Genomic DNA, 21,693 nt, shown 5'->3' with positions numbered 1-21,693 from the left:
ACCGGAGGGGAAGCGGATCGCGTGTTCGGGTTGTCACCCGTGCCGGGCGTCGGTGGGTCCGCGCTGCCCCGCCGCGATGAGACGGTGCAAGTCATGTGCGCTGAAGCGCAGATGGCGGCCGATGCGCGTGTGTGGGATGGCGCCGGCCGCGGCTTTCTTCCGCAGCCACGACGGCGGTACCTGCAGCACCCGCGCTGCCTGCTCTGCGGTGAACAGCCGCGGCACCTCCCCGTCGTTGGCGTCCGCCCCGGTGTTGGCCGGATCGGTCTGGGCGGTGCGCTCGTGATGAGGGGGCTGTGACTCTCGCCGGTCCTGCCTCGGCCTTGTAGTCGCGCGGTCTTCGACGCGAGCCGCGGTGCTGGTGGGCGGCGGGGGCCGGTCCGGGGAAGCAGGGGCCTCGTCCGGGGGCAGTGCGAGCAGGTAGGTCAGGTCCACATCTGTACGGTCGGTCTGAGGCGGTTCTTCGGCAGGTTCGGAGTTCATGTCGCGCTCCTGGAAGTACGGGCCGTGGTCGGGGCGTCGGCACGCGGCGCCGAGGGCGTCGGCACAGGTCCACACGATGTGTGACGGGCGGGAATCGGGGGTCGGGGCGTTCTGCGTGATCGTGCGGCACTGGTCCCGGGATGCGGGGAAGAGTTGGCCAGTCGGGCCGCGTCGCGGTTCACCCGCCGGCCCCGGCCGGAAGGTCGTGTGCCTTTCAGGGCCCCGGATCGTGGACGGCTGTGCGCACGCGTGGCGGCGGTGGAGATGCCGAACCGTGCGTCGACCGTGGACGCTCCGGTGCGGCGATGTCGTCACGCCCGTTCCCTGGAGTCCGTGATTGGGGGGGGCGGGCGCGTCATTCCTCGCCTCCCGCCTGGTCCCGCGTCCTCACAGGCGGTGGGTGTGGGGCGGGATGCCGTCGGGGAGCAGGAGGTTGAGGGCGTGTGCGGCCTGGCGGGGAACGACGCTGTTGCCCAAGAGGTGGAGTTGGGCGGCTCGGGAAAGTGTGTCGGTTTCCGTGACCCAGCCGGCGGGCAGGCCCATCATCCACTCGACGAATTCGGAGGAGAGTCTGCGGGTGCCGGGCTGGGTGGGGCTGGGCGCGGCACGTCGGCTCACGTGCTCCCATCGGCGGATGGCGGGCAGGAACTCGCCCCACCAGCAGGCAGGCGAGTGACGGCCGTCCGCAGATTCATGCCGCCCCTGCGTTTCGGGGTGGTGCCCGCACCGCCATGTGCGTCCGACGAGGTCGGGGTGGGCAGCAGGTACTTGACCTCCTCGACCGCCGCGGCGACACCGTGCCCGAGAGCCGTCGGCGTGCCGACAAGGGGTGGCGGAGCAGGTTGCGGTTGCCACGACGTTCCGCCCCGTGGTGTCGCGGCAGCAAGGGCGGCTGCGGTGGAGGCCAGGGTGGCGCTGCCGTTCCTGTAGCACTGGTTCGGTGAGCCCTTGGCGCCGTCGCTCGCTCGCGGGGTGGGCAGCAGATGCTCGACCTCGTCGGCCAGGGTGGGGCCGTGGCCACCGGCCTTGCGTTTGTCCGGGTGCTGGGATCCGCCGTTGCGGCCCAGGTTCGCCGTCGGCGTCTTCAACAGCCGTTCCTGGCACCGGGGTTGCTGGCCAGGCGGCGAGGAACACTCTCGCCCGGCGGTGCGGGGCGCCGACGTCGCAGGCGTGTACGCAGCACCACGTCGCGTCGTACCCGAGGTCGGCCAGGTCTGCGAGTAGCAGGCCCAGTGCCCGCATGTCGGGTTGTACGGGTGGGTCTCCCATACACCGCGGGCAGGGTTCCACGTGGCGAAGGGCGTGGGTTCCGGCTCGGGTGGAGAGCAGGCCGCGGACATTCTCGATCACCACCAGGCAGGGGTTGAGGGCACGGATGGCCTCAGTGACGGTGTGCCACAGGCCGGAGCGGGTGCCGGGGGCAAGGCCGGTGCGGGGGCCGGCGACCGACAGGTCCTGGCAGGGGAATCCGGCGGTCAGGACGCAGACGGGTTCGACCGTGGCCCAGGCGACCGTGGTGATGTCGCCGTGATTGGGAACGTCGGGCCGGTGCCGGGCAAGGATCTGGGCTGCCCGCGGGTCCCTCTCCGCGTGCCAGGCGATGTCGCCGCCCAGGGCGGCCTGGACGCCGAGATCCAGGCCGCCGATTCCGGAGCAGAGGCTGCCGATGCGCAGACCGGCTTCGTGACGGTGGGCGGCGCAGTGAGCCATCGGCCAGGTCACCGTCCCGCCCAGGCGAGAGGTGGGCGGTGCGTGTCATGCGCCGGGTGAGGGGGACCGCCCGCGGGGCGTGCGGTGCGCTGAGCGGGGGCGGGGTGCGTGGGTCGTCGTACGACGAGAGTGTCTTCGTGCTGGATGACGGCGACGGGCAGGCCACGGCGACGGGCGTCGCGGACGTTCTTCATCTGGAAGAAGGAGGGGCGGGTGATGAGTTGGCCGTCACGGATGCCGGCGAGGAGGGCGACGCAGCGTTCGACCGGGGTGAGGCCGGCGTTTTCGGCGGCTGCCAGGACGGCGGTGGGCAGGTCGATGAGTTCGCCGCGTTCGCGCCAGGGGCGGGTGGTGATCACGGCGTGTCCGCCGGGGCGGAGAAGGTGGCGACACTGGGTGAGGATCTCGGTGAACGCCTCAAGGAGGGTTTCGAGGCCGACGTGGGCGAGGTTCGCGGGGTCTCGGCTGTAGCGGTAGTCCTTCTTGACGACACCGCGTTCGCCGCTCTCCCGGGTGGAGCGGACCTGGCCGTGGACGCTCGCCCCGTACGGGGGTGAGGTGAGCACGAGGTCGACCAGGCCGTGGAACGCGCCCGGGATCAGTGTGGTGAGCCGGCGGGCGTCGCCGCGGTAGACGGACCCGGCGCCGGTAGCGCCGTGGAGGTCGGCGTGGCGCAGGTTGCGGTCGGCGAGGTCGGCCCACTGTGGTTCGTATTCGGTGCCCAGGGCGTGGCGGCCGAGGTGGACGGCTTCGACAAGGGTGGTGCCGATGCCGCACATCGGGTCGAGGACCAGGCCGCCGGGCCGGGTGTAGGTGGTGATGGCATGGGTGGCGATCGCGGGGAGCATCTTGGCCGGGTGGGCCGCGGAGCCGGGCACGTAGCGGCCCTTGCGCTGGGCGGGGGCGGAGGTGGGGGCGGTGTTCCACACCGAGAGCGGGCACGGGTTCACGGTCGGCTCCCCTGCGCACGCAGGACCAGCAGGTCGCTGTGCATGAGCCCGGGCGAGCTGTCGTCCGGTGGGGCGGGCACGATCCGGTCACCGACCGGGTGGCCGTGGACGATCACGATGTGCTGGAGGTAGCGGAATCCGGCGGTTCGGGCGCCCGCGACGAGGTGGCCGAGGGGGTCGGTCAGGCGTTCGGCGTCACGGCGCTGGCGGGTGGCGAGCAGCAGGAGGCCGTTGCCGCGCAGGAGTCGGTGGGCGCGGTGGAAGAAGCCGGGCCAGGCGTCGTCGATGGCGCCTTGTTCATCGCTGCCGTAGTGGCTGTGCACGGCTGCCGTGGGGAGGGCGGCGGGGTGGAGTTCCGCGAGGATCACCGGCGTAGTACGTGAAGCCTTGTACGGGTCGCCGGGGGTGGTGTCCTGGGTGCAGGAGCTACGGGCGTCCATGCCCGCATCGGTGTCACTGATGGCCAGGCGCAGGAGCGGGGCGGGGGTGCGTCCCGGTCGGTGGGTGAACTCCGCGCGGATCTTATCGATGGCCCAAGAGGGCAAGACGGACGAGGCAGAGGCTGCGGTCTCGGTGTCGCGGGGGCCGGGCATCCAGACGGTGGCCGGCAGCGGCAATGAGTTCGTCGGAGTGCGTGGCTGGGTCATGGGTGGGCGCGCTGAACGGGCGTGGCGCCGAGGTGTGCTGACACTCTATTAAGGAGGTTTTCGGTGGACGATCGTGCCAGCCATTCGGTCGATCGCGCAGCGAGTGCCGGAGATCGGAGACATATTCACACCCATGCCGCCGCTCGTGATCGACGGCCTCGCCACCGTCATCGACCGAGCCCGCATCCATGTGGAGCGGCCCCACGGCCACCCAACAACGGAACTCGCCGACCCCCTGCTCGCGGTTCGGAAGCACCTTCACCAGCCGTACACACCCCGGGGGACGAGTGCCTTCCCTAACCCCCTCGAAGCGCAGGAGTTCGGGGCCCGACAGCTCCCCCGTTCCGTTGCATGTGCACCCACGGTCCGACCGAACGCGGGTACTCCCCTGCCCGCCCGCCGTTACCGTTTCGTGATTCACTTGGTCTCCGGCACGCCCGAAACAACCGGGATTCGTGAAATAGGCACAACCCTCACGACACCCCAGGGCTTCGCCCTCCGCGGACCTGCCGCTCGAGCACGCCAGGAGACGACCGCACAGCTGATCAAGTTCACGGGATTCCCTCAACACCCTGACCTTCGGGGGCAGATGCGGTATCGATTGTGGCATGAACAGAGCAAATCCGATCCCCCCGGACTGGCCATACTGTGGCCATGGCGCAAGCCCAGAGGTTGATCCACTCGGATGCCAAGGGCATCAAGTCGACCGGTTCCAGCAGTGCTTGTGGCACCTTTCGGAAGTAGAGCGCACCCAGTACTTCTCCTCCCTACATCCGGGGTCCTCCGTCAACCACTGCGAGACCCACTTCAGCGACGATCTGCTTCAAGCACTCCTCGACGCAGTCCGTGACCCAGCAACCGGGGTGGCAGCCTTCGGGGAGGTGGACTTCTACGCCGCCGACTTCGAGTGGGCCAGATTCGAGCCCGCTTGCTTCAATGGTGACGCGACGTTCTCTAGTGCAAATTTCCACATTACTGGAAACTTTCGAGGCTGCCAATTCAAGAAGCGTACATTCTTTACCGGCGCCAAATTTAATCAGGGCGCCGTATTCTCTGACGTTGAATTCCATGACTATACCACGTTCGAGAGCGCTCAGTTCATCGGAATGACGCTATTTCTCGGCAATTCCTTCTCGGGTCCGACCGATTTCAATTGCACAAACTTCACTGAAGAGAAGGTTGAATTTTCGGGATGCGAATTCCAGAACGATGTTGACTGGTCCCGATCACACGCAGAGGATGACATCATCTTCTCCAGGGTAAGCTTTCACACCGCGCGATCACTCGACCTTTCGGCAGATGGGAGAGTTTCTTTTATTGAGGCCTCATTCGGCGCGCCCATTACCATAGAAGTAGTAGCCAACGGGACAGACTTTACTCGGGCTCGATGGGAGTGGCCGTCACTTCTTCGCGTCACTGACGCCGAAGTGGACCTTACCAACTCTGTGCCTCAGCAGCCGATCTCACTCAAAGGGTTCGGCAAAGCAAGTCTTCTATCAGTTCGCGGAATCGACTGCGCCATGCTTACCGTGACTGACGTTGACCTCTGCAAATGCCGTTTCGCTGGCGCAGTTCACCTCGATCAGCTCCGGCTTGAGGGGCGACACTCCCTCCCTCTCGTTCCCTCCGGAACGCGTTGGCACGGCTGGCGACCGGTCCGTTGGACGCCCCGGCGGACACTGGCTGAAGAACAGCATTGGCGTGCAAGCCGCGGCCCGACCGCAGACGGCTGGACGCCAGCACCGAGACGCGTAGAGGTACTAGAGCCAATCACGCTGGCGCCGGTATATCGACAGTTACGCAAGATCCTCGAAGACGGCAAGCACGAACCTGGCGCAGCCGACTTCTACTACGGCGAAATGGAGATGCGACGCCACGCTGATGACATCCCAAGGAGCGAACGGAGCCTCCTGTGGGCCTACTGGCTGCTGTCCGGGTACGGGCTACGCGCCTCACGGGCGTTGTGCTGGCTCGCCCTCGCGATGATGACCACCATCCTGCTCATGATGGGGTTCGGCCTGCCGCAGGACTCCCCCAAGCAGGAAGCCACGGGCACGGTGCCGCCCGGCGGGGGCAGGGTCACCTTCGAGATCGACAAGGAAGACCCACGCAACCCCACCGGAAGCCACTTCACCGGCGAACGCTTTGACGAGGCGCTGAGTATCACCTTCAACTCGGTCGTGTTCCGGTCCAGCGGACAGGACTTGACGACGGCCGGCGGGTACATCGAAATGGCATCCCGCTTCTCCGAGCCGGTCTTGCTCGGTCTCGCGGCTCTCGCGATCCGGGGCAGGGTGAAGCGGTGACGCCACCGTTACGCGCTCACGCCCAGCGGCATGCAACTCGGCTGATCCATCCTGTGGTTGAGTCGCGCACAGGTTCGGAGAACGCGACCGATCATCCCGAACGGGTTCGGCGGTATCCGTCGACATGATGGACGCGGAATGGGAGGCGGTCCAGCTGCTGCTGGCTGGAAGGCCGGGAGTGACAGAAGGAGGAACGGCCAGGGGAGATCGTGGACGTTGATCAACTCATTGATCTCGCGCATCTCTGCATCGTCACAGCAGTACTCGGAGTCTCAACCCTCCAGGGCACCTGCATCTCGATCCGCCAATCGAGATGATCTCTCATACCGCCAGTAGACAAAGAAGGTACTGGTCAGCGCGTGATCTGCCACTACGGCGGCACCCCGGGCGGTGAACCGACGCGGCACCCTGTGTCCGTGGAGTCAGGGTCGGGCTGGGTATTTCTTCAGCGAATCTTCTCGGCGGTCTGCTGCGGCAAAGGAGCAGGTCGGTGGCAGATCTGCCATAGCGGGGCCGGGATGTGGCGGGGCCGTGGCGGTGAGGGGTCGCGAGTACGGCTCGGTGATGGCGGGGTCGTGACGGGGGTGACTGGCGGGATGGGCGGCGTCCGCTTCGCAGCTCATCGCCGCAAGGAGCCTCGTCATGCGACGTACGAACTTCCGCCCCGCCTGTCTGGTGTCCGTCTCCCCTCTGGAAGAGGTCGAGTCCGCGTTCCTCGCTCTGGCCTCATCGCCGTTTCCGCTTACCCTGCCGGGCTCGCTGCTGCCCGATCCAGAGGCCGGGGCGCTGGCGGTGACCCGCGTCCGCTCGCGGATGGCTCATCCCAGCTGCACCGCTCAGGCCCGTGCCCGTGTATGGCGGGAAGTGCTGCGCCGCCGCCAGGCGCACGGTGAGCCGTGGGGCACCGTGGCAGTTGGTCTCGCCATTCCCGGGCTGCGGCGAGCACTGGCGCGGCTGCCCCGGCTGGCAGAGGTCGAGGCATGCGAGCTGGAGCAGGAAGTGCTGACCGCGGTGGCCACCGAGCTCACGGCCATGCCGGTGGGGACGGAGGAGGCCGGACTGCGGCTGCTGCGGGCCGGGGACCGGGCCGCGCACCGCCTGCTGTACGCCGCGCAACGGGCGCGGCGCACGGCCCCCGTGCCGCTGGACGAGAACACCGTCGCACGGCCGCTTCCCACCGTCGGTCACGCGGAGGTGTTCGAGGTCCTGGAGCGGGCCGTGGGTGCTGGGGTTCTCGGGAAGGAGGAGGCCGAACTCATCGCACAGACACGGCTGGAGCGCCGGCTCATGGCGCAGGCCGCCAACGAGGTGGGCATGAGTGTGCGCGCTGCCTTCCGGCGTCGGTCCGCGGCTGAGCAGCGTCTGGCCGCTGCGCTGGCCGCGGAGGAGTTCTGAATCCGGTCTCTGGCACGATCGCGTCCGGTTTTCCTCCTTAGAAGTGTGAAGGCACCTGCGGCAACTCCCGTTCCGTAGGGCTCCTTCTGCCTCATCTGTCCCTGGGGGTTCGGGCACGGCGTCCCGTGCTGACACTCGGCTCCGCCCCTCCGCGTTCCAGTAGCTCGCCTTCCCTCATGAAGGAGGTGAAGCGCTGTTGCGGGCCAGCCCGCCCCCGGGGACGAGGCACCACTTCTCCCCCGCTCCTTCCCCTGTCTTCTCCCCTTGTGCCGCTCCAGGAGGTGTGTGCACGTGCTCGTACGTCTGCGCCCACCGCGGGCCGGAGCCCGCCGACATGCCCGGCGGCGCCGTGTGGGCGTGATCGCGGCCCGGCTGCTCTTCGTCGTGGCCTTCGCGCTTGTCACGCTTGTGTCCGATCCGCCGTCGTCGTGGGCTGTCGCGGACGTCCCCACGGTGATCAACAATCTGCGGAACTGGATCGTTGGTCTCCTGGCCGGGCTTGCCACGCTGTTCCTCACGTTCGGCGGCCTGCGCTACCTGATGGCCGGTGGCGACCCGGGCGAAGTCGAGTCGGCCAAGCGGGCTTTGAAGGCCGCGGCCATCGGATATGGGCTGGCCATCATGGCCCCCGTCCTGGTTACCGCGCTTCAAGGCATCGTCGGCGCTGGCGGCGGGGGCGGCCAATGACCTCTTCGCGCCGCGTCACCGGCGTCCTGCTGCTGCTCTTCGTCTCCCTGGGGTTCGCTCTCGGGCCGCTGTCTTCCCCGTACGTCGTGGCGGCCCCGCGCCATGCGCCGGTCACGCTGGCCGATCCGGAGCCTCGTCCCACGCCCGGGCCTGCTCCCGATCCGCCTCTGGAGCCGGCGCAGCCTGAACCTTCGCCCTCACCTGGTCCCTCGCCCGCCCCTGGACGCGCCAACCCCAAACCCAAGCCGCCCTCCGCACCCGAACCTGCCCCTGGTCTGATTCCGCCGGCTTGCGAGGTGGAGGGCACCGACTGCACTCCGGGCGAAGGCTTCGGCGCTCTCCTCGATGTCCCCGGAATGATCGTGAACGCGGTCACCTCGTTCCTCGGCAAGCTCGTCGAGCAGGTCATGAAACCAGTGCGCGAACTCTTGGCCGTCACCCTGCTCGCCACCCCGGACGTGACCCGGCAGGCCGACATCAAACGCCTGTGGACCGGATCGTTGGGGATCGCGGCCGGGATCTACGTGCTCTTCGTGACCGCGGGCGGGATCACGGTCATGGGCTACGAGACCGTCCAGACTCGCTACGCCCTCAAGCAGATCGCTCCCCGGCTGCTGATCGGGATGATCGCCGCCTCCATGTCGCTGACCGTGATGGGCAAAGCAATCAGCCTCGCGAACGCCTTGTCATACGTGGTGATGGGCACTGACCTGTCGGACGCCGGCAAGGGGCTGGTGGAACGGGTCATCCCGTTCGCGATATTCGGCGTCGCAGGGCTGCAGCTCTACCTGCTGATGCTCACCGTCATCATGGTCGTGCTGATCGTCGCTGTCCTCATCGGATACATCGTGCGCGTGGCCGTGATCGCGCTCCTCGCCGTTTCGGCGCCGCTCGCGCTGTCCTGTCATGCGCATCCGGTCACCGATCCGCTGGCGCGCATGTGGTGGCGGGGGCTCGCGGGCTGCTTAGCGATCCAGGTGGCGCAGTCGATGACGTTCGTTGTCGCGCTGAAGCTGTTCTTCGCCCCGGGTTCCAGCCTGCTGGGCTTTCCCAAGCCGAGCCAGCTGGGTACCACGCTCGCCGGCCTGGCCCTGTTCTGGATCCTTTTCAAGATTCCCGGCTGGTGTCTGCGCTCCGTCCTGCGCTCCACCCCCGTAAGCCTCAATGCCCCTGCGCCGCTGCGGATGCTCCAGTCCGTCGCCATGTGGCGGCTGTTGAACCGTGCGGCGCCCGGACTGGGCGCTCTGCGTCCCGCCGGGGCCGGCCGAGGCGGCGGCTGGGGCGGAGGCGGCGGTGGGCGCCCTCGTGGCGGTGGCCCGCCCCCTCGAGGGCCACGCGGTGGCGGAGGCGGCGGACGACCTGGCCGAGGTCCCGGCGGGGGCGGCCCGCCGCGGCCAGGGGGCGTCGCCGGGTTCGCCGTCCGCCGCGGTAGGGCCCTGCTGACCGGGCTCCGGGCACGCGCCACCCAGGTCGCCTCTGGCTCCGGTGCGGCACCCGGAGGGCAGACCAACGCACAGAGCGCTGCTGCTCGGCGCGGCGGTGCCGCGTCCGGGCCATCGCGACCGGCAGGAGGCCCTCGCTCCGTGATCCACCCCGCGCAGGCGCGGCATAAGCGGCAGTTGACTCTGCCCATCCCCGCGAAACGTGTCCCCGCTCGTCCCGGGCGGCCGACTCAGCTGCGTCTGCCGATCGCAGCCCAGCGTGTTCCCCGCACTGCACGCGCTCTCCCTGGCGGTGTTCCCCGCACGGGCAGTTCCGGACCGGGCGTCCAGCCCATCGTGCGGCCGGGTGGGCAGCCGAGCGTGGCCGCCGCGCCTGCCGCCACGGCCAGTCCGAGGCGGAGGCCGCAGCAGTTGGCCCTGCCCGTGCCGGCCGCCCGCGTCCGCAAACGCCCGGCACGCCCAGTGCAGTTGCGCCTGCCCCTGGAACCGCCCACTCCCCCAGCCTCCCGGAGGTGAATCCGCTGTGACCGATCTGGATGACGAGTACGTCGCCTCGGCTCGTATCCCGGCCGACGTGAGCAAGTCGGATCAGGTGCTGGGCCCGCTCACCGCGCGTCAGAGCGCCATCCTGGCCGTGGCTGGCCTTCTGCTGTACGCCGGGTACTGGGCAACGCGCTCGTTCATGGCACCGCTCGCCTACCTGGCCCTCGTCGCACCCGTCGCCGTCGTAGTGACCGTGGTCGCGGTGGGTCGGCGGGACGGCATCGGCATGGACCGGCTGCTGCTGGCCGCGGTCCGCTTCCATCGCACGCCGAAACGGTGTGTACCGGCCCCTGAGGGAGTCCGGCGGCTGCCGGGCCTCGTCCCCGGCGCGTGGCGTGCGCAGGCCGGCCGGGAACCGGCCGCTCTGCGGATGCCGTGCAGCGAGGTCAGCGACACGGGTGTGCTGGACCTCGGTCACGAGGGCCGGTCCGCGCTCGCGGTGTGCAGCACGATCAACTTTCACCTGCGCACCGGAGGCGAACAGCAGGCGCTGACCGAGGCGTTCGCCCGCTGGCTCAACGCCCTGACCGGCCCCACCCAGATCCTGGTGCGCGCCCACCGTCTGGACGTCGCCCCACTCGTCGACGAACTGACCGACGAGGCACCGCAGCTTCCGCATCCGGCGCTCGAGCAAGCCGCGCTCGCCCACGCCGGCTTCCTCGATCAACTCGCCGCGGAACGCGACTTGCTCACCCGCCAGGTCCTGCTCGTGGCCCGCGAACCGTCCCCCTCAGGCGGGGCACGGGCCGGCCACCGCCTCACCGAAGCAACACGCGCCCTGGAGGGTGCCGAGATCACCGTCACCGTGCTGGATGCAGAGGCCACCGCCCACACGCTCCGGCTCGCAGCCGACCCCGACGCCACACCGATGGGAGGGGCATGAAGCTCCGCTTCCCGCAACGCTCCGCTGCGCACGACGAGTTGGTCAACGGGCGCGAAGAGTTCGCTCACCTCGGCCCCGACGCCATCGAGGTACACGCCCGAACCCTCGCCGTCGGCGATTTCCTTGCCGCCACTCTCGTCGTGACCGGGTATCCCGCCGAGGTGGTGCCGGGGTGGCTGGATCCGTTGCTGACCTACCCCGGCCGCCTCGATGTCGCCCTGCACATCGAGCCCGTCACGAGCGCGCTCGCCGCGCAGCAGCTCAAGAAGCAGCGCGCCCGCCTGGAATCCTCCCGCCGCGCCGGATCGGACCGGGGACGGCTGGATGACCCTGACACCGAGGCAGCCGCGCAGGATGCGGCCGAACTGGCCTACCGGATCGCGCGCGGTGAGGGAAAACTCTTCCGCCTCGGCCTGTACATGACCGTCTACGGCGAGAGCGAGGAACACCTCGCCAACGAAGTGGCGTTGGTCCGCTCGATCGCCGAGTCCCTGCTGGTGTCCACCGCTCCCGCCACCTACCGGGCGCTCCCGGGCTGGCTGGCCACCCTCCCGCTGGGCATCGACACCTTGAACGTGCGCCGCACCTTCGACACCGAGGCGTTGGCCGCCTGCTTCCCCTTCGCCTCCCCAGACCTGCCGGCCGACGTGGCGATGGCCCCGGGCGGCGTCCTGTACGGCGTCAACACGGCCAGCGGCTCCCTGGTCCTGTGGGACCGCTTCGCCCAGGACAACTACAACTCGGTGCTCCTGGCCCGCTCCGGGGCCGGCAAGTCGTACCTGACCAAACTCGAGCTTCTCCGACTGCTGTTCACCGGCACCGAAGCCATGGTCATCGACCCGGAAGAGGAATACGTCCGCCTCGCCGAAGCCGTCGGCGGCACCGTCATCCGTCTCGGCGACCCCGCCGTACGGCTCAACCCCTTCGACCTGCCGCACGAGAGCGGCACGGAGTCGGATGCCCTCACGCGCCGCGTCCTCTTCCTGCACACCTTCCTGACCGTGCTGCTCGGCGGGGAACTCTCCACGGCCGAACGTGCGGTCCTGGACAAGGCCGTACTCGCCGCCTACGAACAGGCGGGCATCACCTCCGATCCGGCCACGTGGTCCCGACCCGCGCCACTACTCGCCGACCTGTCCGCCCAGTTGCTCGCAATGCAGGACCCGGCCGCCCGCGAACTGGCGACGCGCCTGGAGCCCTACATCACCGGCTCCCACCGGCAGCTGTTCGCCGGTCCCAGCACTACCCGCCCCGCCGGCCACCTGGTTGTCTTCTCACTTCGCGAGATCCCCGAGGAACTGAAAACCGCGGGCATGCTCCTCGCACTGGACGCAATCTGGCGCCAGGTCGCCCACACCGGCAACCGGCGCAGACGCCTGGTCGTCGTCGACGAGGCCTGGCGCCTGATGCGCGAAGCGCACGGTGCACGCTTCCTGTTCCAGATGGCCAAAGCAGCCCGGAAGTACTGGGCAGGGCTCGCAGTGGTCACTCAGGACGCCGACGACGTCCTGGCGTCCGAACTCGGCCGGGCCATCGTGGCAAATGCCGCCACCCAGCTCCTGATGCGCCAGGCTCCGCAGTCGATCGACCAGATCGCCACCGCGTTCCGCCTCTCGCGCGGCGAACGGCATCATCTGCTGGCCGCGCCCCGCGGATGTGCCCTCCTGCTGTCCGGCCGGACCAAGATCTCCTTCAGCCCGATCGCCTCCGACACGGAGCACGAGCTGATCACCACCGACCCTGTCGAACTCTACGAAGCCGAGAACGCCGCGCAGGGCGAGGCGAACGATCCGTACGGGCTCCCCGACCTGACCGGGATCGAGCTGTGACCGCCCCGTCCCCCGGCGGGCCGCTGGGCACGTTCCTGACGGATCCCAGCCACTCCTGGCCCGCTCTGCTGGCGCCCAACTGGCGCTTTCTCGTCGGCGCCTGGCCGTGGCTGGCGCCCATGGCCGTGCTGGCCTGCGTCGGCGTCGTGGGTCTGCGCACACGGGTGCATCGCGGGCGGCAGCGCTCTCTTGCCGTGGGCGCCCGACTGGTCACGATCCTCGCCCCGCCCACCGTGCCCGCCAAGGGCGGTGAAGTGCTGTGGGCGCAGCTCTCCGGGCTGCTGCGCCCCTGGTACCGGCGCCTCCTGCACGGCCAGCCGCACATCGCCTTCGAGTACCAGTGGAACACCGGCGGACTGACCGTGCGACTGTGGCTTCCCGGCTCCATCCCCACCACCCTTGTCCGCCGCGCTGTCGAGGCCTCCTGGCCCGGGGCCCACACCACTGTCACTGATGCCGAACCACCTTTCCCTTCACGTCACTTGACTACGTCGGGCCGCCTCCGCCTGGCGCGGATGGAGGCGCTGCCTCTGCGCACGGACCACAAGGACGATCCGCTGCGCGCACTGCTCCAAGCGGCCACAGGCATGGCGGAGGACGAGCACGCTTTGGTGCAGGTCCTGGCCCGGCCCGCGACCGGCGCCCGACTGCGCCGCGCCAAGCGCATGGCCCGTCGGCTCAAAGCCGGGCACACCGCACCCCGCCTCTCCTCCGTCTTCCGGCTGTTCACCCATGCCCCACAGCGCACCTCGCCCGCAGCCGCCGACCCCTCGCACGGCGTCGAGGTGCGCCAGAGCGTCGGCAAACTCACCGGCCCGCAATGGGACGTTCAGATCCGCTACGCCATCGCCCTCCCGGCGAAAGCGCAGGAGGCCGAGGCCCGGCTGCACGGTCGCGCCCACGCCATCGCCTCCTCCTTCTCCCTCTACGCGGCACGGAACTGGCTGGCCCGCCACCGTCTGCGCGAACCACATGAGGCGCTGAGCACCCGCCGCTTCCTTCACCGCGGCGACCTCCTGTCAGTGCCCGAACTCGCCGCCCTCGCCCACCTCCCCGTGGATCCCGACGCCCCCGGCCTGGCCCGGGCCGGCGCCCGGTCCATCGCACCGCCCCCGGCCATCCCCGCCCCAGGCTCCGGCGTCAAACCGCTCGGCACAGCGGACACCGGGGCCCGCCGTGGTGTCGGCTTGGCCGTCCCCGACGCCCGCCACCACCTCCACCTCATGGGCGCCACCGGCTCCGGCAAATCCACTCTCGTCGCCCAGCTCGTCCTCGACGACGTGACCGCAGGCCGTGGCGCGATCGTCATCGACCCCAAGGGCGACCTGATCACCGACCTCCTTCACCGCCTCCCGCCCTCATGCGCCGACAAGCTCGTGGTCATCGACCCCGACGACACCCACACCCCGCCATGCCTCAATGTCCTGGACGGCGCGGACATCGACGTCGTCGTCGACAACATCACCGGCATCTTCCGCCGCATCTTCAGTGCCTTCTGGGGACCGCGCACCGACGACATCATGCGCGCCGCCTGCCTCACCCTGCTGCGTCACGCCCAGGCCACCAACCGCCTGGTCACCCTCGCCGACATCCCCCGCCTCCTGGGCGAGTCCGCCTACCGCATCCGCATGATCCCCACCATCAAGGACCCCGTCCTCAAAGGCTTCTGGCTCTGGTACGAGTCGCTGTCCGAGCCCTCCCGCGCCGCCGTCGTCGGACCGATCATGAACAAGCTGCGCGCCTTCCTGCTGCGCTCGTTCGCCCGCCAGACCATCGCCTCCGGCGAGTCCACCTTTGACCTGGCCGACGTCCTGGACGGCGGCATCCTCCTGGCCCGCCTACCGAAGGGCGCTCTGGGCGAGGAGACCACCCGGCTGCTCGGTTCCTTCATCGTCGCCAAAACCTGGCAGGCCACCACCGCCCGCGCCCGCACCTCAGAACGCGACCGGATCGACGCCTCCCTCTACGTCGACGAGGCCCACAACTTCCTGACCCTCCCCTACCCGCTGGAGGACATGCTCGCCGAGGCCCGCGGCTACCGCCTGTCCATGGTCCTCGCCCATCAACATCTCGCCCAACTCCCCCGCGACCTGCGCGAGGGCATCTCCGCCAACGCCCGCAACAAGGTCTTCTTCAACGCCTCCCCCGAGGACGCCAGCGCCCTGGAGCGCCACACCCTGCCCACCCTCGGCGCCCACGACCTCGCCCACCTCGGCCCCTACCAGGCCGCCGCCCACCTGCTGGCCCATGGCGCGGAATCCTCGGCGTTCACCCTCACCACCCGGCCCCTGAGTCCACCTGTGCCGGGTCGATCCGCCGAGCTGCGGGCCGCCGCTGCCGCCCGGGTCGGCGGCACCACCAGCCGCTCCCGCTATCTCCCCCTATAAAACCCCACCCGAGGTCCCCCGCGCGCCGAGCTCTCTACGAGGAGAAGGTCATGCCCACGACCAGTCCGAACCCGGGCTACGTCCCCCGCGCCGCCTCCCGACGGCGCCGACCCCTCCAGCCCACCCGGGCCCGCACCGACCTCTCGCAGCTCGCGACCCGCCTCACCCCACGCGATGTGTGGCTCATCGAAATGCTCTACGAACACAAAGTGCTGACCTCACACCACATCACCGCGCTCGCCTTCACCGGCCACCGCACCGCCAACCGCCGCCTGCGCGAGCTGTACTTCATGGGCGTCACCGACTCGTTCCGCCCCCTGCGCCAGCGTGGTTCCGCCCCCGAGCACTACACCCTCGGCCGCGCCGGCGCCGAACTCCTCGCCGCCCGCGCCGGCACCGACCTCGCAGCTACCGGCTGGCGCAAGGACACCTGCGCCCGCACCGCGTTCTCCCCCACCCTCGACCACACCCTCGGCGTCAACACCCTCCTTATCCAACTCGCCACCACCGGAGGCCTGACCGAGTGGCTGTCCGAGCGCTCGGCAACACGGCTCTGGGGCGACTGGATCCGCCCCGACGCCTACGCCCACCACACCACCGCCGGCCATCAACTCCTGCCGTTCTTCCTGGAGTACGACACCGGGTCCTACAACCTCGCCCGCGTCGAAGCCAAACTCCCCGGCTACGCCGCCCTCGCCTCCACCACCGGCACCCGCACCCCACTCCTCATCCACACCGCCACCGCACGCCGCGAGGCCGCCCTGCGCCACCGCATCGCCGAGAGCGCGGACCGCCTCGAACTGCCCATCGCCACCGGCAACACCCAGCTCGCCAAACCAGCCGACGCCGCCTGGCTCCCCCTCTGCCCCGCCCCGGCCGGGCGCCTCACCCCCGCCCAGCTCGCCGCCCACTGGCAGGGCCTCATCCCCGCGCTCACACCTGAGACAGCTCTGTCTTCGCCCGGCCGCCCCACAGCCCTGCCGTGGCATCCTGTTCCGCCCCAGCCGCCGACCCCCAGCAGCTGACCGTGGGCACGCTCGCCAAAACGGCCGCCGGGGTGGGCTGCGCCGTCCTCGCCCTGCCGCTGCTCGCCGCTCTCGTCGTCGCCGCGCTGATCAGCTCAGCGATCCCCGGCACCAGTGGCGCGGCCGCCTCGCCCAGCAAGCACGCGCTCGCCGACATCCCGCGGACCATGCTGGCCCTCTATCAGCGGGCCGCGCCCGAATGCCCGGGGCTGTCCTGGACGATCCTGGCGGCAATCGGCAAGGTCGAAACCGACCACGGCCGGCACCCGACCATGATCTCCTCGGTCGGTGCGGTGGGACCGATGCAGTTCCTGCCGTCCACCTTCAAGCAGTACTCGCACCCGGTCCCGCCCGGCGGGAAGAACCCGCCCACCCCGTGGGACCCGGTCGACGCCGTGTTCGCGGCAGCGAGGATGCTGTGCGCCAACGGCGCGAAGAACGGCCGCAACCTGCGCTCGGCGATCTTCAGCTACAACCATGCCGACTGGTACGTGGACAAGGTCCTGAAGATCGCAGCCCGGTACGAGGCCGCCGGCCCCGCACCCACTGCGGCCGCCGCGAAGGCCGTCAGCTTCGCCCGCTCCCAGCTCGGCCAGCCCTACGTCTGGGGCGGCGACGGAGCGACCGAGGGCGGCTTCGACTGCTCCGGCCTCACCCAGGCCGCCTACCACACGGCCGGAATCAGTATCCCCCGCGTGGCCCAGGCCCAGTACGCCGCCGGCCCCCACCTCCCGGCCAAGTCACCTCTCGCACCAGGCGACTTGCTGTTCTTCGGCACCAGCCCCACCCACATCACCCACGTCGGCATCTACAGCGCACCGGGCCGCATGATCGACGCACCCCACCCCGGAGCCGTCGTCCGCGAACGCGCCTTCGATCCCACCAGCAGAGCCGACTTCCAGGGCGCCACCCGCCCCGCCGGCCAAGGAAGTACACGATGAGCGCTCCCGCACCGGCCGAGGCCCAGGCCCTGCTGACCGCGCTCACCCGCGCCCTGGCCGGAGTCGCCGTCCTCGCAGTGATCTTCACCGCTGTGAACGTCACTCTGTTCGCCACCAGCCGCGGCGTCACCCCCGCCATCGCCATCCTCCTCGACCCAATGGTGGCCCTGGCACTCGCCGCGATCCTGTACGCGGACGCCCGGCTCGCCGCCTGGGGCATCCGCCCACCCCACTGGTCGGCAGCACTGCGCTGGTTCACCGGCATCACCGCCACGCTGATGAACACCTGGGACTCGATCTGGCCCAACCGACAGATCGGCACACCGATCCACGCCGATCTCGCCGGCGTGGTCCTACACGGCGTACCGACCGTGCTCCTGATCCTTCTCACCGAAACCATCGCCGCCTACCGCCGGACCGTCGCCCCACTCCTCGACCGGATCGCCGCCACCGATCCCACGCCCAAAGCCGATCCGAGCAGACCCCTCCGATCCGACGAACCAGCCACACCCTCCCAACCGTTGGGATCACCGGCGCAAGCCGCGGGTGAGGGAGCGGCCGCCGTTGGGCCCCACGCCGCCAACAGTCCGTCCCCCACGCCCCCAGGCGCGCCCACGGGCCCCGACCGCAGCATTCGGGGGATCGACGCGGCACTGTGGGCGCACGCCGTGACGATCGACGATGCCGTGCGCACCGCGACCGGCGGGCCGGTGAGCGTATGGCGGCTGCGCTCCGAACTGCACCTCGGCCCGGATCGCGCCAAACAGATCCACACCCAGCTCATCAAGCGGCGCACCGATGGTGCACCACCACTCTCGTGACCAGCACCGATCGGCAATTCTGAGTTCGGTCGGAGAGCGGGGTAAGCGGCTTGACTTCGACCAGGGCCAGAGCGTCCATGGTGGTCCGCCCACCGGGCCACGAATTCACGAATTCGGACACCCGACGGGCGGGCCGGCGGGAGAACTCCGCGCTGCGCACGCGGCTCGCCGAACCCGCAACCGCCCAGTGGCTGCACCCCGGCCGGGGACCTCACCCACCATCAACTCCCTGAAACGAGGCCCCAACATGACCGAGACCACCAACGAAACCCGCACCCTCCACGCCGTCCCCATTCCCGAACCCCAGACTGGCCTGACAGGAGCACCGGCCGCGATCTACACCGAACTCATCACCTCCCCCGGCGCAACGGTCGCCGAACTCGCCCTGGCCGCAGGCATCGGCCGCTCCACCGCCGGCAAGGCCCTCATCACCCTCGAGGAGCACGGCCTGGCCATCCGCGAGGAAGGCGAACGAACCGGCCCCCGCCGCACCCCCGACCGCTGGCGGTCCGCGCAGAGCGAGGACACCGAAAGCGACGAACTGGAGGTGACCGACAACAGCGTCAACGCCACCCCGGACGAGGCCTCGGCCATGGCCTCCGTAGGCACCGACGAAGTCGCGGAAACCAACGCCTCCCCGACCCCGGCCGATGAGCCCGTCGTAGGGGCGGCGGCGCAAACCCCCGCACGGGTTGAAGCACCCAGCGTGCCCAAGACGAACAAGGAAACGGGCGCTCCGGGCCCGGACGACGCGTGCTCGGACGCGGAAGATGCGAAGCGCTCGGCCGAGCCCCCCGCTCGCACTGCAGCCACTGAGCCGGTGGCAGTGCTTGCCCCGAAGATGCGGATGGCGCCGGGCGCGCTGCGGCAGAGGGTCATCGACCACCTCCAGGCCCACCCGGACAACGCGTTCACCGCGACCCGTATCAGCCGAGTGATCGAAAGGAGCTCGGGTGCCATCGCGAACGCGCTGGTCGTCCTGGCCCGTCAGGGCATCGCCGAGCAGGTAAGCGAAGCACCGCGCACCTACCGCCTGGCGACCCCGGAAACGGCTACCGAGTAGAGGCCAGCACCAACGCGGCGGCGGGCACCCCTTGAAGGGGTGCCCGCCGCCGGACCTCACGGCACCGAACAGTCACGACCCGGTCTGGGTGAGCTCCTCCTTGCCCCAGGCAATCAGGGAGGAGCGCACGTATCCGGTGACACCGGTGCGCTTCATCGTGACCTTGACCCACGTGCTGTCACCCCCGGCCCAGCCATGCCCTGTGCAGGGGTCGCCCCTATACGCCGTACCGACAGCCGCGGCGCTCATGCGTGGTTCGGTGCGGACCGTGGCCGACGACGCCCTAATGCGACAGAAGTCCTTCTTGGCTGCCGCCGCTGCCCCAGGCGCATGCACTGGCGAGGCAGCAACTGCGGGGGCTGACATGGCGATCAGCGGTGGGGCAACAAACTCTCCCTTTCCTGCGGGTTCAGCCCCCTTGGGGCGAGGGGCGCCGCGAGTCTTTCACCCGCCAGCCAGACTTGATTACCTACGAGGATGCTTTCACCGGTTTGAGTGATTTCATCACGGTGACGACGAAGCCTGCGTGAACTCGTCGTGGTCAAGGAACAGCTTGACCACACCACATCGGCGTCACGGCGGCCTTCTACTCGCACACCTCCATCTCCGCCGAGAGACCGTGACCGCACTCGCAAGGCACACAGCCGCCCCTGTCAGCCGGACGACAATGGCGGCGGACACCGCCATATCCTTCGTCTTCTTGACGTGCTCGTAGAACTTGGCCCTTGGCCAGGTCGTAGCGAACCGGGCCCCGTGCGGGCGGCTGTAGAACGACCGGCGGCGGCCCAAGGCCGCGACGGGGCCCCACCCTCGCGCCGGACGCCGCGTGCGGCCCATCGCCGGCCAGGGTGGGGCTCGAGGTTGAGCCCGAACTCGTCCATGGAGAAAGCGATGGAAGACTGGTGGCACATCGAAGCCCCGGTGGGCGGAGGCGACTTGGAAAGGCCACTTGCACAACGGGGCCAAGAACACTCCGCCATGAAACCGTCATGACGGCAGCCACTTTCCCGCTGGCCTCTGAAAACCCGCAAGGCCGCGTTCACCGTCCCGGCTACTACGGATGCTGGCACCGGTCTGGACAGGCGTGACACTCGGGCCGCGAGCGCCACGATCGCAGCCAGTCGACGAGCCGACGGCGGTAGGCGTGCGCCCCAGGCGGAAGCGTGCTGACCTACCTTGATCTCAGAACAGGTCAGCACGCACATCATTCAGTCGAGAATTCGGACGAGCGAAGCGTCAGAGTCGCCTGACGGCCGGGGACTACCGAGAGTACCTTCGCTCGCCGAATTTCACCGACATGCCCTGACAACTCCTCAACCGTGAACCGACCATCCGTCACACGAGGAGAATTGACATGGCCATAAGCGCCGAACCCGGCGAATTCGACTCCGACCCCGAAGGAGTGGACGCACAGAATTTTGACGTCAACCACCCGCCCGACCAAATCAGAGGGAAGGTCACCCCACTCTGAAGATGAGAGGTCGTGGATGTCGCGAATCTCTACCATGCCGCATAATTCCATTCCTTGGACACTGTAAGCCGGTTGAACCGATCGGCCGCTCGGAGTGCGCTGGGTCCTGGTGTGATCAAGGATCTTGGAACGGTGGGCACTGGAGCCTGCCGGGGGTAAGAACGGCTGACAACTCGCCAATTTCGCCCACCACAGCGCGCCGGACAGTCTGCAACGGCTCCTGGCCGGGGCCGATGGGATCCCGAAGAGATCCGCGGTGGGCTGCAGGGATACTCGTCGAGAAGCTCGGCCAGTCGGATGGCATATCGATCATCGACGACACCGAGTTCCTCACGAAGGGCATGACCTCGGCCGGGCTACCGCGGCCATCGCAAGGGGGAAATCCCGACACTGCCGGCAACTCGCCATCCCCGACCGACATCTCAACGGCAGGGGGCTGTTCACGCGCCGAGATGGTCGAGGTGGAGACGCCGCTACCAAGCCGTCGCACGCCATCGCCACGACCAGACCCGGACCCGTGCACCACACGGATCAACCGACTCGAGGCGGAGAATCAACTCGCCAGTGAAACTACGCCTCCGGCTGCGCCCACCGCTTGATGATGCGAGGCTCCGAGAACGGGGCAGACCAGGCTTGCAGCCGAATCTCCTCTTGCCCCTCGGGCTCCTCCTCGGAGTCGAGGAGGACGGCAGCAGCGAGGTTCCGGCGAGAAGCTCTGACCCTGGCCCAACCGGCCGGCATGCCGAATCGTGCCGCATCGGGGAGGTAGTCCGTACTGCCCAGCACGACGAGCTGCCCCGAAGACACCTGGATGCTGGCCTCGACGACGTGATCGAAATCGTCACTGTCATCTCCCGGCGGGCACGAAGCAACATGGACACTGACCGCCACGATGCCGTTGTCGGCGGTGCCGATGGCGAGGGCGCTTTCAGCTACCCCGAGCCCATCCAGGACGGATTGCTCCGTCCATACATCGCCGAGATCAGCTTTGGAGCCTTCATCTCGGATATGAATCTGGAAGTAGTCCGCAAAGAGTTCAAGGTTGGTCGCCACGAGGGCATTATCGCTGACGCCCGCGCAAGGCCGCACGCCGGGAGGCTTCCTTCTGCA

18 protein-coding genes and 1 pseudogene are annotated in these 21,693 nt (G+C 69.1%); 11 read left to right on the top strand and 8 right to left on the bottom strand.

The genetic code is table 11. From position 1 onward, the window contains the following. Positions 1–33 precede the first annotated feature (33 nt). From ACY0PA_RS35390 to ACY0PA_RS35365, 6 genes and pseudogenes are all read right to left on the bottom strand, one after another. On the bottom strand, positions 34–483 hold the full coding sequence (locus ACY0PA_RS35390; RefSeq protein WP_473081499.1) for a helix-turn-helix domain-containing protein: 450 nt from the start codon (positions 481–483) through the stop codon (positions 34–36). A 387-nt stretch (positions 484–870) separates the two neighbouring features. After that, the gene (locus ACY0PA_RS35385) at positions 871–1,101 is read right to left on the bottom strand and encodes a hypothetical protein (RefSeq protein WP_473086625.1); all 231 of its coding nucleotides are present in this window, start codon (positions 1,099–1,101) and stop codon (positions 871–873) included. Next, positions 1,098–1,571 (bottom strand): hypothetical protein, encoded by a 474-nt coding sequence (locus tag ACY0PA_RS35380; protein WP_473081498.1) that lies wholly within the window; start codon positions 1,569–1,571, stop codon positions 1,098–1,100. Before ACY0PA_RS35380 ends, ACY0PA_RS35385 begins: the two co-directional genes overlap by 4 nt. 91 nt (positions 1,572–1,662) lie before the next feature. Next, a pseudogene (locus ACY0PA_RS35375) lies at positions 1,663–2,193 on the bottom strand (DNA cytosine methyltransferase); the annotation flags it as partial. 8 nt (positions 2,194–2,201) lie between these two features. Beyond that, a complete protein-coding gene (locus ACY0PA_RS35370; protein WP_473081497.1) occupies positions 2,202–3,143 on the bottom strand; it encodes a TRM11 family SAM-dependent methyltransferase in 942 nt (313 codons plus the stop codon). Then, entirely contained in the window at positions 3,140–3,790 is a 651-nt protein-coding gene (locus ACY0PA_RS35365) for a hypothetical protein (RefSeq protein ID WP_473081496.1), read from the bottom strand. The genes ACY0PA_RS35370 and ACY0PA_RS35365 overlap by 4 nt, the downstream gene beginning before the upstream one ends. 881 nt (positions 3,791–4,671) lie before the next feature. On the opposite strand from ACY0PA_RS35365, the gene ACY0PA_RS35360 reads away from it, so the two are divergent. The 11 genes from ACY0PA_RS35360 to ACY0PA_RS35310 all read left to right on the top strand — a co-directional run bounded on the left by ACY0PA_RS35360 (position 4,672) and on the right by ACY0PA_RS35310 (position 19,112). After that, positions 4,672–6,096 carry a pentapeptide repeat-containing protein gene (locus ACY0PA_RS35360; protein ID WP_473081495.1) on the top strand — a complete coding sequence of 475 codons (1,425 nt, stop codon included), beginning with the start codon at positions 4,672–4,674 and terminating at the stop codon, positions 6,094–6,096. Between the two features lie 642 nt (positions 6,097–6,738). Then, positions 6,739–7,491, top strand: coding sequence for a hypothetical protein (locus tag ACY0PA_RS35355; protein ID WP_473081494.1), 753 nt, complete (start codon positions 6,739–6,741; stop codon positions 7,489–7,491). Between the two features lie 351 nt (positions 7,492–7,842). Further along, the gene (locus ACY0PA_RS35350; RefSeq protein WP_473081493.1) at positions 7,843–8,178 is read left to right on the top strand and encodes a pilin; all 336 of its coding nucleotides are present in this window, start codon (positions 7,843–7,845) and stop codon (positions 8,176–8,178) included. A 296-nt stretch (positions 8,179–8,474) separates the two neighbouring features. Next, positions 8,475–10,136, top strand: coding sequence for a TrbL/VirB6 family protein (locus ACY0PA_RS35345; protein ID WP_473081492.1), 1,662 nt, complete (start codon positions 8,475–8,477; stop codon positions 10,134–10,136). A 7-nt stretch (positions 10,137–10,143) separates the two neighbouring features. Beyond that, positions 10,144–11,046, top strand: a complete 903-nt coding sequence (locus ACY0PA_RS35340; RefSeq protein ID WP_473081491.1) for a PrgI family protein — start codon at positions 10,144–10,146, stop codon at positions 11,044–11,046. After that, positions 11,043–12,875, top strand: a complete 1,833-nt coding sequence (locus tag ACY0PA_RS35335) for a VirB4 family type IV secretion system protein (RefSeq protein WP_473081490.1) — start codon at positions 11,043–11,045, stop codon at positions 12,873–12,875. Before ACY0PA_RS35340 ends, ACY0PA_RS35335 begins: the two co-directional genes overlap by 4 nt. Continuing rightward, the gene (locus tag ACY0PA_RS35330; RefSeq protein ID WP_473081489.1) at positions 12,872–15,262 is read left to right on the top strand and encodes a DUF8128 domain-containing protein; all 2,391 of its coding nucleotides are present in this window, start codon (positions 12,872–12,874) and stop codon (positions 15,260–15,262) included. Before ACY0PA_RS35335 ends, ACY0PA_RS35330 begins: the two co-directional genes overlap by 4 nt. A 50-nt stretch (positions 15,263–15,312) precedes the next feature. Beyond that, positions 15,313–16,287: a replication-relaxation family protein gene (locus ACY0PA_RS35325; protein ID WP_473081488.1), complete on the top strand. Its 975-nt coding sequence runs from the start codon at positions 15,313–15,315 to the stop codon at positions 16,285–16,287. Then, positions 16,245–17,228 carry a C40 family peptidase gene (locus ACY0PA_RS35320; RefSeq protein WP_473081487.1) on the top strand — a complete coding sequence of 328 codons (984 nt, stop codon included), beginning with the start codon at positions 16,245–16,247 and terminating at the stop codon, positions 17,226–17,228. Before ACY0PA_RS35325 ends, ACY0PA_RS35320 begins: the two co-directional genes overlap by 43 nt. Beyond that, positions 17,225–18,049 carry an extensin gene (locus ACY0PA_RS35315; protein ID WP_473081486.1) on the top strand — a complete coding sequence of 275 codons (825 nt, stop codon included), beginning with the start codon at positions 17,225–17,227 and terminating at the stop codon, positions 18,047–18,049. The genes ACY0PA_RS35320 and ACY0PA_RS35315 overlap by 4 nt, the downstream gene beginning before the upstream one ends. Before the next feature lie 247 nt (positions 18,050–18,296). After that, a complete protein-coding gene (locus tag ACY0PA_RS35310; RefSeq protein ID WP_473081485.1) occupies positions 18,297–19,112 on the top strand; it encodes a helix-turn-helix domain-containing protein in 816 nt (271 codons plus the stop codon). 72 nt (positions 19,113–19,184) lie between these two features. Here ACY0PA_RS35310 and ACY0PA_RS35305 read toward each other — a convergent pair whose 3' ends face one another. Together ACY0PA_RS35305 and ACY0PA_RS35300 are read right to left on the bottom strand one after the other, a co-directional pair. After that, positions 19,185–19,478 carry an SH3 domain-containing protein gene (locus ACY0PA_RS35305; RefSeq protein ID WP_473081484.1) on the bottom strand — a complete coding sequence of 98 codons (294 nt, stop codon included), beginning with the start codon at positions 19,476–19,478 and terminating at the stop codon, positions 19,185–19,187. A 1,675-nt stretch (positions 19,479–21,153) separates the two neighbouring features. Beyond that, positions 21,154–21,636: a hypothetical protein gene (locus tag ACY0PA_RS35300; protein WP_473081483.1), complete on the bottom strand. Its 483-nt coding sequence runs from the start codon at positions 21,634–21,636 to the stop codon at positions 21,154–21,156. Between the last annotated feature and the right edge of the window lie 57 nt (positions 21,637–21,693).

The organism is Streptomyces sp. DS1-CR2, from assembly GCF_055760475.1.
This window is presented reverse-complemented; position numbering and strand designations above follow the sequence as displayed.